The sequence below is a fragment of the Mesorhizobium sp. M0808 genome (assembly GCF_040320025.1).
GTDB lineage: Bacteria > Pseudomonadota > Alphaproteobacteria > Rhizobiales > Rhizobiaceae > Mesorhizobium.
Genome location: NZ_JAMYOX010000051.1, coordinates 1 through 14,991, shown reverse-complemented (window position 1 = coordinate 14,991; position 14,991 = coordinate 1). Strand labels below are relative to the sequence as shown.

The 14,991-nt window shown below is 61.0% G+C and carries 11 protein-coding genes and 8 pseudogenes; 15 read left to right on the top strand and 4 right to left on the bottom strand.

Annotation, left to right across the window (positions count from 1 at the left end):
• Positions 1-12: 12 nt before the first annotated feature.
• Positions 13-504, bottom strand: a complete 492-nt coding sequence (locus tag NKI25_RS36595) for a hypothetical protein (protein WP_502897476.1) — start codon at positions 502-504, stop codon at positions 13-15.
• Between the two features lie 20 nt (positions 505-524).
• Between NKI25_RS36595 and NKI25_RS32130 the strand changes: the two genes are divergently transcribed.
• The 4 genes and pseudogenes from NKI25_RS32130 to NKI25_RS32115 all read left to right on the top strand — a co-directional run bounded on the left by NKI25_RS32130 (position 525) and on the right by NKI25_RS32115 (position 3,571).
• Positions 525-1,664 (top strand): IS110 family RNA-guided transposase, encoded by a 1,140-nt coding sequence (locus NKI25_RS32130; protein ID WP_352619201.1) that lies wholly within the window; start codon positions 525-527, stop codon positions 1,662-1,664.
• A gap of 288 nt (positions 1,665-1,952) precedes the next feature.
• A pseudogene (locus NKI25_RS32125) lies at positions 1,953-2,378 on the top strand (IS5 family transposase); the annotation flags it as partial.
• 56 nt (positions 2,379-2,434) lie between these two features.
• Positions 2,435-2,581, top strand: a pseudogene (locus tag NKI25_RS32120) (DUF4236 domain-containing protein); the annotation flags it as partial.
• A 201-nt stretch (positions 2,582-2,782) separates the two neighbouring features.
• Positions 2,783-3,571 (top strand): hypothetical protein, encoded by a 789-nt coding sequence (locus tag NKI25_RS32115; RefSeq protein ID WP_353000455.1) that lies wholly within the window; start codon positions 2,783-2,785, stop codon positions 3,569-3,571.
• A gap of 60 nt (positions 3,572-3,631) precedes the next feature.
• Here the strand turns inward: NKI25_RS32115 and NKI25_RS32110 are convergent.
• Both NKI25_RS32110 and NKI25_RS32105 read right to left on the bottom strand, forming a co-directional pair.
• Positions 3,632-4,064, bottom strand: a pseudogene (locus tag NKI25_RS32110) (helix-turn-helix domain-containing protein); the annotation flags it as partial.
• A 596-nt stretch (positions 4,065-4,660) separates the two neighbouring features.
• Positions 4,661-5,116, bottom strand: a complete 456-nt coding sequence (locus tag NKI25_RS32105; RefSeq protein ID WP_352874965.1) for a hypothetical protein — start codon at positions 5,114-5,116, stop codon at positions 4,661-4,663.
• Positions 5,117-5,266: 150 nt separating this feature from the next.
• Between NKI25_RS32105 and NKI25_RS32100 the strand changes: the two genes are divergently transcribed.
• The 5 genes and pseudogenes from NKI25_RS32100 to tnpC all read left to right on the top strand — a co-directional run.
• Entirely contained in the window at positions 5,267-6,331 is a 1,065-nt protein-coding gene (locus NKI25_RS32100) for a DUF475 domain-containing protein (protein ID WP_352874964.1), read from the top strand.
• A 102-nt stretch (positions 6,332-6,433) separates the two neighbouring features.
• Positions 6,434-6,899 (top strand): annotated as a pseudogene (locus NKI25_RS32095) (IS630 transposase-related protein); the annotation flags it as partial.
• A gap of 643 nt (positions 6,900-7,542) precedes the next feature.
• Positions 7,543-7,896: an IS66-like element accessory protein TnpA gene (tnpA, locus tag NKI25_RS32090; protein ID WP_031239744.1), complete on the top strand. Its 354-nt coding sequence runs from the start codon at positions 7,543-7,545 to the stop codon at positions 7,894-7,896.
• Positions 7,893-8,240, top strand: a complete 348-nt coding sequence (gene tnpB / locus NKI25_RS32085) for an IS66 family insertion sequence element accessory protein TnpB (protein WP_292674676.1) — start codon at positions 7,893-7,895, stop codon at positions 8,238-8,240. Before tnpA ends, tnpB begins: the two co-directional genes overlap by 4 nt.
• Positions 8,241-8,306: 66 nt before the next feature.
• Positions 8,307-9,758, top strand: a pseudogene (gene tnpC, locus NKI25_RS32080) (IS66 family transposase); the annotation flags it as partial.
• Positions 9,759-9,785: 27 nt separating this feature from the next.
• On the opposite strand, the gene NKI25_RS32075 reads toward tnpC, so the two are convergent.
• Positions 9,786-11,855: a recombinase family protein gene (locus NKI25_RS32075; RefSeq protein ID WP_353000452.1), complete on the bottom strand. Its 2,070-nt coding sequence runs from the start codon at positions 11,853-11,855 to the stop codon at positions 9,786-9,788.
• 173 nt (positions 11,856-12,028) lie between these two features.
• Between NKI25_RS32075 and NKI25_RS32070 the strand changes: the two genes are divergently transcribed.
• From NKI25_RS32070 to NKI25_RS32045, 6 genes and pseudogenes are all read left to right on the top strand, one after another.
• The gene (locus NKI25_RS32070) at positions 12,029-12,418 is read left to right on the top strand and encodes a hypothetical protein (protein WP_353000453.1); all 390 of its coding nucleotides are present in this window, start codon (positions 12,029-12,031) and stop codon (positions 12,416-12,418) included.
• Positions 12,340-12,570 (top strand): annotated as a pseudogene (locus tag NKI25_RS32065) (transposase domain-containing protein); the annotation flags it as partial. The gene NKI25_RS32070 and the pseudogene NKI25_RS32065, both read left to right, overlap by 79 nt.
• A gap of 2 nt (positions 12,571-12,572) precedes the next feature.
• Entirely contained in the window at positions 12,573-12,806 is a 234-nt protein-coding gene (locus NKI25_RS32060; protein WP_023731894.1) for a hypothetical protein, read from the top strand.
• Between the two features lie 114 nt (positions 12,807-12,920).
• Positions 12,921-14,126: a group II intron reverse transcriptase/maturase gene (gene ltrA, locus NKI25_RS32055; protein WP_353000439.1), complete on the top strand. Its 1,206-nt coding sequence runs from the start codon at positions 12,921-12,923 to the stop codon at positions 14,124-14,126.
• Between the two features lie 86 nt (positions 14,127-14,212).
• Positions 14,213-14,554 (top strand): annotated as a pseudogene (locus tag NKI25_RS32050) (IS630 family transposase); the annotation flags it as partial.
• A gap of 64 nt (positions 14,555-14,618) precedes the next feature.
• Positions 14,619-14,991: pseudogene (locus tag NKI25_RS32045) on the top strand (transposase); the annotation flags it as partial.

The window sequence follows — 14,991 nt, the reverse complement described above, 5'->3', positions numbered from 1 at the left end:
CGTCCCAATCTATCAGCTGATCCCTTGAGTATATCGCATGACGAAGTGTATCTGTTTATGAATTGCAATTAGGGCCTGTTGATATTCATGATTCCCATTCTGGCTTGATCGTGATTCAAGCTTTGGATGGAACGATTCGTGCTGACGGACGCCCAGTGGGCGAAGATGGAACCGCATTGTCTGGGTAAGCCAGCGGATCCTGGGCGAAGCGGCCAGGACAATCGCCTGTTCGTCGAAGCGGTTCTTTGGATCGTGCGGACTGGCAGTCCGTGGCGTGATCTGCCTGCCCTCTTCGGAAAGTGGAACAGCGTTTTCACGCGATACCGAGGTTGGGTCAAAGCCGATGTTTTCATTCGGCTTTTCGAGGCTTGCTCGGGCCAGCCGGACATGGAATACGCCATGGTCGACGCCACCATCGTCAAGGTCCATCGACACGGCCAGGGCGCAAAAGATCCCATGAGGCGACGGGCGGCGGAACTCAGGTAAGGTTTCGGGGTCCGACATCCTAACCCTGGAGACGTCTCATGAACCTCTCATCCGTTGCTCTGCCGCCCGTCGACGAGAAGACTGCCACAATTTTCATGGCGCTGGAATTGAGCAAGTCGACCTGGCTTGTGGCCCTGCACTCGCCGGCGGTCGACAAGATCAGCCTGCATCGCCTGCAAGGAGGTGACACCGAAGGGCTTATGGCTCTCATTGAACACCGGCGCGAACAGGCGCAGGCCGCCTTGACGCGTCCGGTTCGGGTAATGTCGTGCTACGAGGCCGGCTACGACGGTTTCTGGCTGCATCGTTTCCTGTGCGACCGCGGCATCGACAATCAGGTTCTGGACGCGGCCAGCATCCTGGTCGACCGCCGGTCACGCCGCGCCAAGACGGACCGCCTCGATGCGGCGGCGCTGCTGCGCACGCTGATGGCGATGGAACGTGGCGAGCCGAGGGTCTGCCGGGTTGTGCGAGTGCCGAGCCTCGAGCAGGAGAACGATCGCCGTCGCAGCCGGGAACGGGCTCGGCTCGTCAACGAACGCGGCCAGCATTCGAGCCGCGTCAAGGGGCTTTTGATGACCCAGGGCATCCGCGACTTCAAGCCAGCCAGACGGGACTGGCGTGAGCAGCTCGAGACGCTGCGCACGGCTGACGGGCGGGATCTGCCGCCCTGCCTGAAGAACGAGATCAAGCGCGAGTGCCGCCGCTTGTGGCAAGTAATCGAGATGATCATGGAGGTCGAGGCTGAGCAGCGTCAGGCCGCCGAGACCACAGCTCCCGGGATCGCCCAACTGAGTCATCTGCGTGGCATCGGCCTGACTATCGCAAGCGTAATGACGAACGAGGTGTTCTTCCGCGATTTCCAGAACCGGCGTGAGGTCGCCGGTTATCTCGGTCTTGCATCCAGCCCTTGGAGCAGCGGCGCGGTCAGCCGCGACCAAGGCATCCAGAGATCGGGCAATCCGCGAGCGCGACGAACCGCCATTGAACTCGCCTGGCTGTGGCTGCGCCATCAGCCCGATAGCGGTCTCGCGCGCTGGTTTCACGAGCGCGTCGGCACCGGCAAAGGACGCATCCGCCGCACCATGATCGTCGCCTTGGCGCGCAAGCTGATAATCGCCTTGTGGCGGTATCTGACCCAGGGCCTGCTGCCGGAGGGCGCCATGACCAAGGCCTGACGAAAGAGTTCGACGCGAGGGCGGCCAACGTCACTTGCGACGAAGCGGGATGGATGTGGACCGGCGCCCCCCAGGGCTGTTAACGCCGTCAAAAAGATGGGTCCCATCCTTCCCGGCCTCGCCAAACTTGCCCGTGCATGCGGGATATGGGTGCAGGCTCCACCCGAGCCGACCGGATATGAGGTGATGTGGACTTGTTCCGCAATTCGCCGCGAGGCCGATCCCGACTACGTTCGAAAGTGACTAAGCCGTCACCACTACCATTGACACGATGTGCCTCATATGAGGGGGACTCAAAGCCAGGCCATAGGTCGCTCCAAGGGCGGTATGACAACCAAAATCTTGGCGCTTACCGACGCGCTTGGCAATCTCGTGCGCTTTGTCCTGCTGCCGGGCCAGCGCTTCGATACGGTCGGTGTCGAACCGCTCATCCAAGGCCTCTCCTTCGGCGCTCTGATCGCCGACAAGGCCTTCGACAGCAACACCATCATCGCCGATTTGAACGAGCGTGGCGCCAAGATCGTCATTTCCCAGCATCCGCGCCGAACAAAGCCGATCCCGCTCGATGCCGAGATGTACAAATGGCGTCATCTGATCGAGAATTTCTTCTGCAAACTCAAAGAGTTCAAACGCATCGCCATGCGCGCCGACAAAACCGACCAGAGCTTCAATGCCATCATTCATCTCGCTGCTGCCGTCATCAACTCCAAATGAATCTCAACAAGCCCTAATGCAGAATTGCATGGCCAAAACGGGAACGGGGGGCAATCTTGGGGTTCTATATTCGCAGGTCGGTATCGGTCGGTCCATTCAGATTCAATTTGTCGAACTCAGGGATCGGGGCTTCGGTAGGCATTCGAGGATTGCGGATCGGCAGCGGTCCTCGCGGGAATTATATCCACGCCGGACTTGGCGGCTTCTACTACCGCGGCTCACTTCCTTCCGGACGCACTCAGCCGTCCCGCTCATCTGTCGATCGTCTGCCATCCCCCAGCGCTATCCCGGATTTGCCGACCCCCAGAACATCTGACGATGTCACCATGCGGGAAATTTCAAGCGGGTCGGTCTTGGAGATGGTGCCTGAGTCCGCAGCGGAGCTTCTGTCCCAGATAAACGAAATGAACCAGCGCACAAAATTGAGTACCGTCGTTCTGTTGCTCGGATTTGCGGCGATTTTTCTGTCGCTTATGTCAGGGAGTGGCGGCTTCACAGCCTTTGTTGTCGGAGTCATCATCGTTGTCTTTTGTGCCGCGCGCTATGCGGACGGCATCAGACGTGCAGTCGTGCTCGTTTATGAATTCGACCCGGAAGTGCTCTATAGGTATCGGGCTTTTGTGGAAGCGTTCGAACGCATCTCCTCAGCCAAGGCAATCTGGCACGTAACCGCACAAGGAAACGTGACGAACCGCAAACGACATGCCGGCGCAGGTACATTGATAAACAGAAAAGGTCTGACAATTTCCATCGCTTCGCCAGCCGTCGTCAAAACAAACATTTCGGTTCCTACAGTACCTGTCGGAAGTCAGACGCTGCACTTCTTTCCGGATCGTGTCCTTGTTGTAAACGGCAAGAAAGTTGGGGCTATTGAATACGAGGACCTGCGGCTAGACGTAAACACAACAAATTTCATCGAAGAAGACCTCGTACCTTCCGACGCCAGAGTGGTCAGATATAGCTGGAGATACCCGAACAGAGACGGTGGTCCCGACAGGCGTTTCAAAGACAACCGTCAGATTCCGGTGTGCGCCTACCAGGAAGCGCACTTCACAAGCTCCAGCGGCTTGAATGAATTGATCCAGGTGAGCACCGAAGGTCTGTTGGCGCAGTTTGCGAAGGAGCTGCAAAACATGGCGTTTCCTCCGACTCCCGACAACGCGGAGAAGCTGTTTCTCTACATTCCCGGATAACCACACAAAACCGCGTCTGTTTCGTAAGCATCCGGTGTGGCTTCCGATTACCCACATCGTCGGCTCATCGGTAAAGAAGACATTGAACTGGGCGAAGTCGACCTGCGCCTGCTCGCCGGGCGGGGTCTCGAAGCGAACCTCGTATCCACGCTCCGCCGCGGCAGGACGGACGTCGCGCAGGAAGTCGGTGACGGCCGTGTAGCCGCCGCCATAGCCGAGGTCCTTCAGTTCCCGGAAAAGCCGGCTGCCGGTGAGTCCGGGATATCGCGTGACGCGTTCGCGAAGATAGGCCGTGAAGGGATCGATCACCGCCTGACGCGGCTTGCGCGGTCCGTAGGCCGGAGCCTCGAGCCCGCGCTCAATGTATTTGCGCACCGTCTTGCGGTCGATCCCGCTCTCCCTGGCGATCGCCGACACCGACAGGCCCTGTCGATGCAAATCCAGTATCATCATTCTCCCCGATCTTGATCACCGAAATCCCTCTCCCGACCATCAGGAGAAGCATCAACGATCACGCGCCGCCGGTCTCTCCCGGAGCGCGCTCCGGAAGACCGGCGACAGCGCTATACTGGGGAAGATTCAAACGGCACTTCTGGGGAGTATTGAGCCGGCATCGACACCACGGAGAGATCTTCGACCGGCAAGTTGCTCAGTTGCTCACCAGCTTCCAGTCGATCGGGCTCGCGACCGGGCGGCGAAGTGGATGTAATTCAGAACCTGCGGACTGTAGCGCATCTGCTTGCCCACGGCGGCAAGGTGTTGATGGCGGCGAAATTCACCTGCAGCCAGGTCGTCTCGTCCTGATCGACCGTAATACGATGACGTTCCGCCCAAGACGCCGCCGCAAGTTGGGCAAAGACGCGATGAGCAGGATCGCGTGGGCAGCGTCGGCAGGCCGCTCGGCCAGCCTGTTCGTCTGCACCCGCACGAGGAAGCTGGTACCAAGGTCCTGCGCGGTGCAATAGAGCTCGTAGATGTCGCTGTCCCGGTCACCCACATGCACGCAGCGCTCGGGCGCACCATGATCAGCTCCGCGCCCGTGCCCGTCGCTCAACGTCCAACAGGGCAACATTGATCGCCGGAGCGAACTCAGGATTGGATAAAACTTGGGGCCAACGTCAGCGCGGCTGTAGTAAATTCGGTCGTGTCCTGCAGGATAAGGATCGGACCTTCGCTCGCCGCAACGCGCGCCGCGGTCGCGGCGAAATGGCCGGCGAGAACGGAATGTTCGGTCACACGCGGGTTGTCAAAGAAGCGGTAGGCCGCCTTCGCCGCCCCCAGTCGCCGCAGGCCGCCGGATTGGCTTGCTCGGCGCAGCTGACATCTGATCCAGCAACCGTCGCAGCCGACGAGCCAAACGCTTGTTGGGAAGGGCCGCAGCAGAAAGCTTACCTCCTGCCAAGCGGCTTCGCTGCTGCTGGTCTTGTCTCGCATCCGTGATTCGGCGTCACGGACAGAATCACGGCAGATCCATTCGGGGCAATAGGCCTGCCGACGATGTGGGTAATCGGAAGCGTCACCGGCGGCGTACCCTGTTTCAGCCATATATGTTGTTTCCTGATAAAGGAAATTCGTTTAAAGCGACTTTGGGGCATAGGAATCTGGGGCTAGCTCAGCATCCATTGATAAATCTGCAATCGGAGTTCCGACACTGCCGGAGCTCTCAATAAGCTTCGGCCTGGGGACCGCATCATAATGGCAACTTATCGATATTTTACGTGGGCATTCGTCGTTACGGTGCTTGGACTGATGCTTGGCGCTTGGCTGGGCTGGAACTCGACCGGAACGCTATCTGGAGCTTTGCAGATTTTCTTCATCTGCGCGGTTCTTGCAGTCCTTGAAATTTCTTTGTCCTTTGACAACGCGATCGTGAACGCAAATAAGCTCAAGGACATGACCCCGAAATGGCAGCACCGGTTTCTGACTTGGGGTATCCTCATAGCCGTGTTCGGCATGCGCATCATCTTCCCTCTCGCCATTGTCGCCCTCGCGGCGAACATCGCACCGGTAGCTGCAGTTCAGCTGGCAATCAATGAGCCAGCCGAGTACGCCCGGATCATGAATGAAGCGCACGTCAGCATTGCTGCGTTTGGAGGAACATTCCTGATGATGGTCGGCCTGTCGTTCTTCTTCAATGAGGAAAAAGACGTCCACTGGGTGCATTTCATCGAAAACCGGCTAGCACGTTTCGCAGGTGTAAAGGGCGTCGAAATCGCATTCGTTCTCATCCTCGTCCTGGTTTTCTCCTCCTTGCTCGAGCGGTCGGTCGCCGAGACCTTCATTTACTCAGCCATCTACGGACTACTGACATTTCTTGTCGTCGAAATCTTGGGCAGCGCTCTCGATGCATCGCATGAAGCGCTCGCTGGTGCTGCGAAAGGTGGTCTCGGTGCTTTCCTGTACCTTGAAGTTCTGGACGCCAGTTTCTCGTTCGACGGCGTGATCGGAGCGTTCGCGCTTTCACAGAACCTTTTCGTGATTGCGATCGGTCTCGGAATCGGCGCAATGTATGTGCGTTCGATGACCATCATGCTGGTCGAAAAAGGAACGCTCTCTGAGTACCGCTTCCTGGAGCATGGCGCATTTTGGGCTATTCTCATCCTTTCAGTGATCATGTTTGCGCAGACGCTGTTCCACATCCCTGAGGTGGTCACGGGTCTGTTCGGTGCAGCGCTTATCGGTGTTGCGCTTTGGTCTTCAATCCTCTGGAACAGGGCAAATCTCCACCGCGAGGTTGTGGCCGTCAACGGCCCGGCCTAACGGCCGAACGGGGCCTAGAGCACGTCCGGGGATCGATGAATCGACTGTGATGTGACGCGAATCGGTTTGACTGATTCAACGTCCACTTTATGGAGGTGGACGATGGCGAGAGCACTTGGTGAGGATCTGCGGTCACGTGTCGTGAAGGCGGCCGGTGAAGGAGCATCGGCCCGCCAGGCAGCGGCTCGGTTCGGTGTCGGGATATCGAGCGCGATCCGCTGGATCGGCAGAGCCCGGAGGGGCGAGACGACGCCGCGACCGCAGGGACGACGGCGCGGCTCGCGTCTCGACGCCCATGCCGACTTCATCGTCGGGATGATCGAGGAGCGCAAGGACATCACGCTGAACGAGATGGTGGAGCAGCTCTTGGCCGAGCGGTCCATGCGCATCGGCCGCAGCACGTTGAGCGACTGGCTGCGGGGGCACGGCTGGACGTTCAAAAAAGTCCGCACACGCACTGGAGCAAAATCGTCCCGACATCCTGAAGCGCCGGCGTGCCTGGTTCGACGGCCAGCTCGACCTCGATCCGGCAAAGCTCGTCTTCATCGATGAGAGTGTGCTGCAGAGCAGCGGAAGGAGTTCAATGTGAACTAAGACCGTAGCGTAAAGCTGCGTGAATGATGGGGGACGGCCCTCCGGGATCGGCTTTCAGGAGCAGGTCTCAAACCAGTCCAAGCTGCTGCGGTAAAGAGCCGTGGTGGTGAGCGTTGGATGAAAAGTTCGGACGAGATCCGAGCAGGTGGGTGTCCGAAAGACGAACGAAAGTGAACCCTTCGAAGACGCGTCGTTATGAACGTAAGTGTCGCCGAAACCAGGACCGTCTCGTCATCCTGGGACAAGTCCGCCGGGTGCCTGATGACAGGGCGGGCGGCGACCGGCGTTGAGGCGGCGTGAGTCGGACACAGGCATTCGCGCGGAACTGCAGGAACCAGGCTCCTGATGCAAAGGGAGAAGCTCAAGCGGGCCAAACCGCAAGGCGAGAGTACCGATGCAGGAGACTGGGGCGGATCGGCCCGTATGAGCGTTGAGGCCCTGTAATGGGGCCGGAGCAAAGGGGCCGGATCAGGTGGTCGTATTGTTTGGAACAACTGGAAACAGGATGACTTCAGAAGATACGATACCCTCCGGCGAAGGCCGCCTTGCGAGAGGACGGCACGGTAGCGAGGCTGCGCTCTTAAGGTCGCCCTTACGAGCGAAGTTAGCAGCACAGCATGAGCCATGTGACGTTATTGACCGGGCCTGAGCGTCGTCGTCGTTGGCGTGAAGAGGATCAGTGCCGGATACTGGCCGCGGCATTCGCGCCCGGGGCCACAGTGGCGGCGGTAGCGCGTCAGTACGATGTCGCGACCAGCCTGATCTATAAGTGGCGCCGCACGGTGAGAGCCCGCGAGACGGGCTTTGCCGAAGTTGTCGTGGCTCCCGATGAGCCTGTCGCCGTTTCGCGGCCGGCGGCATCCCCAGCGGTGATCGAGCTGGAGGTCGCCGGCAAGGTGCGGCTGCGGATTCCGCTGACCACGCCGCCAACACTGGCGGCAGCGATGGTGAAGGCGCTGGGCGTTTCATGATCCCGGTTCCGAGCCAGGTGCGGATCTGGTTGGCGGTCGGCCGGACCGATATGCGTCGCGGGATGCAAGGCCTCGCTCTGCAGGTTCAGGAGACGCTGGGCCGGGACCCGCATGCCGGCGATATTTATGTCTTCCGCGGCCGCAGCGGCAATCTGATCAAGATTATCTGGCATGATGGGCTCGGCATGTCGCTGTATGCAAAACGGCTCGAGAAGGGCCGGTTTCTATGGCCGTCGCCGGCGGACGGCACGGTTTCCATATCACCGGCGCAGCTCGCCTACATGCTCGACGGGATCGATTGGCGCAACCCGCGTCACACGTTCCGACCGCAGCGCGCGGGCTGAGTTTTTCTTTGAGTTTGCGCCATTTTCCGCGAGTCAGCGGACGCGTTTTATGATTCACTCCAGGGCATGGTTGCCACCGCCCAGGATGCTGTTCCGGACGATATTGGCGCGCTGAGAGCAGCGCTGACCGCGGCGCTGGCCAGAGCCGAAGACGAGGCCGCGCGCGCTGCGCTGGTCGAGGCCGAACTGGCGGTCGCCAGGGCCAAGGCATCGGATGATGCGGCGCTGATCGCGCATCAGCATCTGACGATCCGGAAGCTGCAGCGGGCGCTGCATGGTCAGAGTTCTGAACGCTCAGCCCGCCTGCACGACCAGATGGAACTCACCTTCGAGGAACTCGAGAGCACCGCGACGGAAGACGAGATCGCCGCCGAACAGGCCGCGGCCCGGACCACCGAGGTGGCGCCTTACATGCGCAAGCGACCGGCGCGCCAGCCATTTCCCGAGCATCTGCCGCGCGAACGCGTGGTCGAGCCGGCGCCGGCCGCTTGCCATTGCTGCGGCGGTCATCGGCTGCGCAAGCTGGGTGAGGATCTCACCGAGACGCTGGAGGTGGTGCCGCGGCAATGGAAGGTGATCCAGCACGTGCGGGAGAAGTTCACCTGCCGCGACTGCGAGACGATCAGCCAGGCTCCGGCGCCCTTCCACGCCACCCCGCGCGGCTGGGCCGGTCCCGGCCTGCTGGCGATGATCCTGTTCGAGAAGTTCGGCCAGCATCAGCCGCTTAACCGCCAGGCCGAACGCTATGCCCGCGAAGGCGTGCCGCTCAGCCTGTCGACGCTCGCCGACCAGGTCGGCGCCGGCGCCGCGGCGCTGATGCCGCTGTTCAAGCAGCTCGAAGCCCATGTGCTGGCCGCTTCGCGTCTGCACGGCGACGACACGACGGTGCCGGTCCTGGCCAAGGGCAAGACCGATACCGGCCGATTATGGACCTATGTGCGCGATGACCGACCGTTCGGCGGCGCCGATCCGCCGGCGGCAGTGTTCTACTATTCCCGCGATCGCCGAGGCGAACATCCCGCGGCGCATCTCGCCGGCTGGAGCGGCATTCTGCAGGCCGATGCCTTTGGTGGTTATGGCGATCTCTATGCGACGGGTCGTCAGCCGGCGCCTGTTCTGGAGGCCAGCTGCTGGGCCCACAGCCGGCGCAAAGTGTTTGAGCTGGCCGATGTCGAAGCGGCGGCGCGCAAGAAGGCGCACGGCGAGAAGCCCAACCTGGTCTATCCGCTGGCGGTCGAAGCCGTGAAGCGCATCGATGCCCTGTTCGATATCGAGCGCGCGATCAACGGCCTGTCGCCGGCCCAACGCCACGCCGTGCGCCAAGAGCGGAGCGCGCCGCTGGTCACCGAGCTCGAGCGCTGGATGATCAAGACGCGCGACAAGCTCTCGCGCGGGCACGACCTGACCAAGGCCTTCAACTACATGCTGCGCCGCTGGTCATCCTTCACCCGGTTCCTCGACGATGGGCGGATCTGCCTATCCAACAATGCAGCCGAGCGAGCCCTGCGCGGCATCGCGAAGACTGATTCATTATGCACCTCATTTTCAAATGGCGGAAAACAGCGATTCCTGGTTGTCGTCGTGGATGCGACGTGGAGTATTGCGCGCCAAATCGGCCTTGATCCGTTCGTCTTCGAGGTCGCTGGCGCGGATCTGGTAGGGCGCGCCGCGCATGACTTGCTCGGCCGGCAAGAGGCCATCCCTGATGAACCGGCGGATTTTGACGTGCGACACGCCGAGCTTCGCGGCCGCATCCGACATGGTGAGCCACTCGCCATACTTGTCGGAAGAGCGATAGCCGCTGATCTTGTGCACCGTGCGCAGCGATTGGACGCGACGCGCGGTCCAGGTCTTTCCCTGACCGGTCTGCATGCCCATGCGGTTGAGTGTGGCAGCGATTTCGGCATCCGACCACCGGGTTGCCATGGATCGCATGATCGCCAGAGCCTCCTCAGGCGTACGCTGGCCATGCTCTCCGGATTTGGGCTTGCGAACCCGTACCTGCGAGTGCTGGCCTCCGTGCCAGTGGATGGTCAAGATCACGTCGCGCGCATCGTCATCGACATCCGCCACGATGTCCTTGATGAGCGCGCGCAGCAGTTGCTGACGACAGCGCATGTCGACACTCGGCGCGTTCCAGGTGGCCTCGAGATTCTGGGCGAGGCCCGTGAAGTCCGGAACCGCGTCGACAGGCTCCACACGCTGGACTTCGCTCAGCCGGGCCTCGCAGGTCTCCACGCGCCTGAGTGTGGCTTCCCAACTCCTCTCGAGCTGGGCCGCAATAAGCCGGTTCTCCGGGTCGCAAGCGGCATAGCGGCGCTCGGCGAGCGATGCCTCATAGCGCGCCTGCTGCAGGTCCATCTCGATCATCTGCCGCCGCTTGGCTTCGCTCTCCAGCTGCATCCGTTCAGCCTCCAACGCCGCTTCGATCGCCATCGGCGCAACCGCCTCCAGCGCTTCGCGGGTCACCGCCGCGTCGGTGCGAAAGCCGTTGAACGACATGCATCGCGCCTGTGCCATCATGAGGTTGCCGCGCTCGCAGCGATATACCGGATAACCTTGGCCGCGTCCGGCATACATGACAACCAGTCTTCGCCCGCATCGACCACAGGAGATAAGGCCCGGGAGCAGCGCGCGACCGCCGCGGCCCGACTTGACGCCGCCGGCTTTGCCGTAAGCGTTGGCTGCGAGCAGTTCCTGGTTCCGTTCGTACTCGCTCCATCCGATGTAGCCTTCGTGATGGTCCTTGAGCACCACCGCCCACTCGCTAGCCGGCTTGTAATGGCCATAGCTCTTGCGAACGCGGCCATCGACGATCTCAGTGCGCTTCTCGCTTTTACCATAGACATAGGCGCCGGCGTAGAATGGGTTCTTCAGGATCGAGATCACGTTGCGGTAACGGATCGGAACCCAGTCGAAGGACACCATCTTCTTGCCGTCGGAGGGTCTGGGGAAATGCACGCCATCGTCGATCATCGAGATCAGGACCTGGCGCGCGCTGCCGAGTTCGCGGAAGCGCGCGAATATCAGGTGAATGGTCTCCTGCAGGCGCATGTCGGGATCGAACCCGAGACCGTAATCGCGGTGCCAGACATAGCCGAAGGGCACGGAGATGCGCAGTTCTCCGCGCTGTGCCTTGGCGCGGGCGGCCTCGTACATGCGGGCACGCAGCACGCCGAGCTCGAATTCGCTGATGCTGCCCTTCATACCCAGCAGCAGGCGGTCGTTCGGCAATCCCGGATCGTAGACTCCGTCCAGATCGATCACGCGTGCATCGACTTCGCCGCACAACTCGAGCAGCCGATGCCAGTCCGGCCCGTTGCGCGACAGGCGGGACGCCTCCAGGCAAAGCACGGCGCCCACATGGCCGGTGCACAGATCGTCGACCAGGCGCTCGAAACCGGGACGCTCCACAGCCCCGCTTGCGGTTCGTCCCAGATCCTCGTCGATCACCTCTACTTTGCGGAATCCCCAACGCCGCGCGACGTCGACAAGCTCATACTGCCGACGCTGGCTCTCAAGGTTGAGCTGGACCTGCGCCTGAGTGGATTGACGCACATAGACGACGGCCTTGCGCTTGAGGACGGCAGTCGGAATCAGATTACCGCTCGTCATCGCAGCTCTCCTCCTCCGTTGCCACGCCGGCGGCGGCCCTCAGTACGTTGGCGAGCCGGGCGATCACTATGGTCCGTTGCGTTGAACTCAGCCCGTTCAGCTTCTGCGAGTCGAGCGGCAAGCTGAGTTGGCGAACGACCACGAGAGATCGTGTCGGGGGTGGCAGGGTTCTCATGTTGCGACTCCGCGATGGTGAAACCATCCGGAGAGCCTCGCCGGAAACGGCGTTCGATCAAGAGCTTGTTAAGCTCAAGCAGCGCGGCAAGCGATACGCGCGGGGGGCCCAGGTCCATCGCCGCGCAAGCCACGGGATCGATCATCCAGGCCGGAGCGGTAATGACATGACCGGGCGCGACGACGAGGTGAATGATCCGGCCGTCGGCGCGCTCTTCGCTGTTCTCGCAGCGAAGCCGACGTCCGAAATACGGGTGCCAACGGTAATGGACCTCGACCTCCTGCCCAACATGGGCAGAATGACCCCGAGATGGCTCTCGGCAGAAAGTCCTGGCTCTTCTGCGGTTCCGATCGCGGCGGACAGCGCGCGGCCGTTCTCTACAGCCTGATCGTCAGCGCCAAGATGAACGATGTCGACCCGCAGGCCTGGCTCGCCGACGTCCTCGCCCGACTGCCCGCGTATCCGGCCCATCGGATCGATGATTTGCTGCCGTGGAATTGGAGATCCGCAAAATTGCGGACCCAACCAGCGGCGGCCTGATCATGCAGCGCAATAAGGTGCATCACGTCTACACCGTCGATCGTGTCGCCAGGGACCTCGGCGTCAGCGAAGCGCTCATCCAGGACCTGACCCTCGGTCTCGAGCCCGAGGACGGCGTCATCTGGGTCTACGGCGCCAACGATGACGACGGGATCTTGGCCTTCACCGATGAAGGCATCGAGGAGGTCAAACTCCTCCTCGAAGAATATCATCGCGTCTCCCCAAAGAAAGCTTGACCCCAGCACTCCGGTGCTCAGGTTCTCCTGGCTGCCGGATGCGCACGTCTGCGGTCTTCACCGGATGCGTACGAAGATACGACAGACAAGCCGTTTCGAATTGCGAAACGACAAGTGTACGAAGCTTACAAAGCGGTCAAAGCCAACCAGGGCGCAGCCGGGGTGGACGGGCAGACCCTGGAGATGTTCGAGAAGGACCTTGCAGGAAACCTCTACAAGGTCTGGAATCGGATGTCCTCAGGGACGTACTTCCCACCGCCGGTTCGCGCTGTCTCCATTCCGAAGAAGAGTGGGGGCGAAAGGGTTTTGGGTGTGCCCACCGTCAGCGATCGGATCGCACAGATGGTGGTCAAGCAGATGATTGAGCCGGATTTGGATATCCTCTTTCTTCCAGACTCCTACGGCTACAGGCCGGGAAAATCGGCTCTGGATGCAGTTGGCGTCACGCGTCAGCGATGCTGGAAGCATGACTGGGTTCTGGAATTCGACGTCAAAGGGCTGTTTGACAATCTTCCGCACGATCTCCTGCTGAAGGCGGTCAGAAAGCACGTCACATGCAAGTGGGCTCTGCTCTACATCGAAAGATGGCTGGCAGCGCCGATGGAGAAGAACGGGGAAGTCGTCGAGCGCACACGCGGTACCCCGCAAGGGGGCGTTGTCAGCCCGATCTTGTCGAATCTCTTCATGCACTATGCTTTTGATCTGTGGATGACCCGGACGCATCCTGACCTTCCATGGTGTCGATATGCGGACGATGGCCTTGTGCATTGCCGGAATGAGCAGCAGGCAGAAGCCCTCAAGGCGGAGCTTGGTGCTCGACTGGCAGCATGCGGGCTTCAAATGCATCCGACAAAGACCAAGATCGTCTATTGCAAAGACCAAAGGCGCAGGGGGGAATACCCGAATGTGTTCGACTTCCTCGGGTATCAGTTCCGGCCGCGACGCGTGGCGAACACACGGCGAGATGAGTTCTTCTGTGGTTACACGCCTGCGGCCAGCCCAACGGCAATGAAGTCGATGCGGGCCACGATCAAAAGCTTGAACATCCCGCGGCAGACGCCGGGGACGCTGGCTGAAATCGCCCAACAGCTCAATCCACTCCTTCGCGGATGGATAGCCTATTATGGCCGCTACAGCCGTTCGGCCCTGTCCACTCTGGCTGATTACGTCAACCGGAAGCTCAGGGCGTGGATCATGCGGAAGTTCAAGCGCTTTCAGTCCCATAAGACGCGTGCCAGCCTCTTCGTGAGAAAGCTGGCGCGGGAAAATCCAGGACTGTTTGTGCACTGGAAGGCGTTCGGAACGAATACGTTTGCCTGATGGGAGCGGTGTGAATCGAGAGGTTCACGCACCGTTCTGCGAGAGGCCGGCAGGTGAAATCCCTCCGGCCTACTCACCCCGGGCTGTCTACCAAGATGGCTCGCCTGCGCGGAAGAGCGCCGCGCGGCGGACGCTGCCGGGCAGGCGTGCCGCACGGCCACTGGAAGACCACGACCTTCACCGGCGCGCTCAGGCTGACCGGAATGACCGCGCCCTTCGTCTACGACGGCGCCATGAACGGGGTCGTGTTCCTCGCCTATGTCAAGCAGGTGCTGGCGCCAACCCTGGCGCCAGGCGACGTCGTCATCATGGACAATTTGCCGGCGCACAAGTCCGGGGGCGTGCGCGAGGCGATCGAAGCCGCCGGTGCAAGGCTGATGTTCCTCCCGCCCTACAGTCCCGACTTCAACCCCATCGAAAACGCATTTGACCTGCCACGGGTAATTTCCTCCAGTTGGGATTAGAGTCCGGCCTCGTTTGAAGGACGGACTGATGAAGAGAAAGCGATTTACGGAAGAGCAGATCATCGCGGTTTTGCGCGAACACGAAGGCGGGGGCGAAGGCGGGCGATCTGGCCCGCAAGCACGGGATCTCGGAGGCGACGCTGTATAATTGGAAGGCCAAATATGGCGGGATGGAGGTGTCGGACGCCAAGCGGCTGAAGGCGCTGGAGGAGGAGAACGCGAAGCTGAAGAAGCTTTTGGCCGACCAGATGCTGGAAGCCTCGGCGCTGCGCGAGCTTCTTTCAAAAAAATGGTAGGGCCCGTCGCCAAGCGCGAAGCCGTCGCGCATCTGAGGGCCGCCATGGGCCTGTCGGAGCGGCGGGCCTGCTCGATCGTCGCTGCCGACCGCAAGATGATCCGTT

Bases quoted from the DNA above. Each gene is read 5' to 3' on its own strand.
- NKI25_RS32130 (WP_352619201.1), top strand. From the start codon at position 525: ATGAACCTCTCATCCGTTGCTCTGCCGCCCGTCGACGAGAAGACTGCC.
- tnpB (WP_292674676.1), top strand. From the start codon at position 7,893: ATGATCCCGGTTCCGAGCCAGGTGCGGATCTGGTTGGCGGTCGGCCGG.
- NKI25_RS32100 (WP_352874964.1), top strand. From the start codon at position 5,267: ATGGCAACTTATCGATATTTTACGTGGGCATTCGTCGTTACGGTGCTT.
- NKI25_RS36595 (WP_502897476.1), bottom strand. From the start codon at position 504: ATGTCGGACCCCGAAACCTTACCTGAGTTCCGCCGCCCGTCGCCTCAT.
- NKI25_RS32115 (WP_353000455.1), top strand. From the start codon at position 2,783: ATGAACCAGCGCACAAAATTGAGTACCGTCGTTCTGTTGCTCGGATTT.
- NKI25_RS32070 (WP_353000453.1), top strand. From the start codon at position 12,029: ATGTTGCGACTCCGCGATGGTGAAACCATCCGGAGAGCCTCGCCGGAA.
- tnpA (WP_031239744.1), top strand. From the start codon at position 7,543: ATGAGCCATGTGACGTTATTGACCGGGCCTGAGCGTCGTCGTCGTTGG.
- NKI25_RS32075 (WP_353000452.1), bottom strand. From the start codon at position 11,855: ATGACGAGCGGTAATCTGATTCCGACTGCCGTCCTCAAGCGCAAGGCC.
- NKI25_RS32060 (WP_023731894.1), top strand. From the start codon at position 12,573: ATGCAGCGCAATAAGGTGCATCACGTCTACACCGTCGATCGTGTCGCC.
- NKI25_RS32105 (WP_352874965.1), bottom strand. From the start codon at position 5,116: ATGGCTGAAACAGGGTACGCCGCCGGTGACGCTTCCGATTACCCACAT.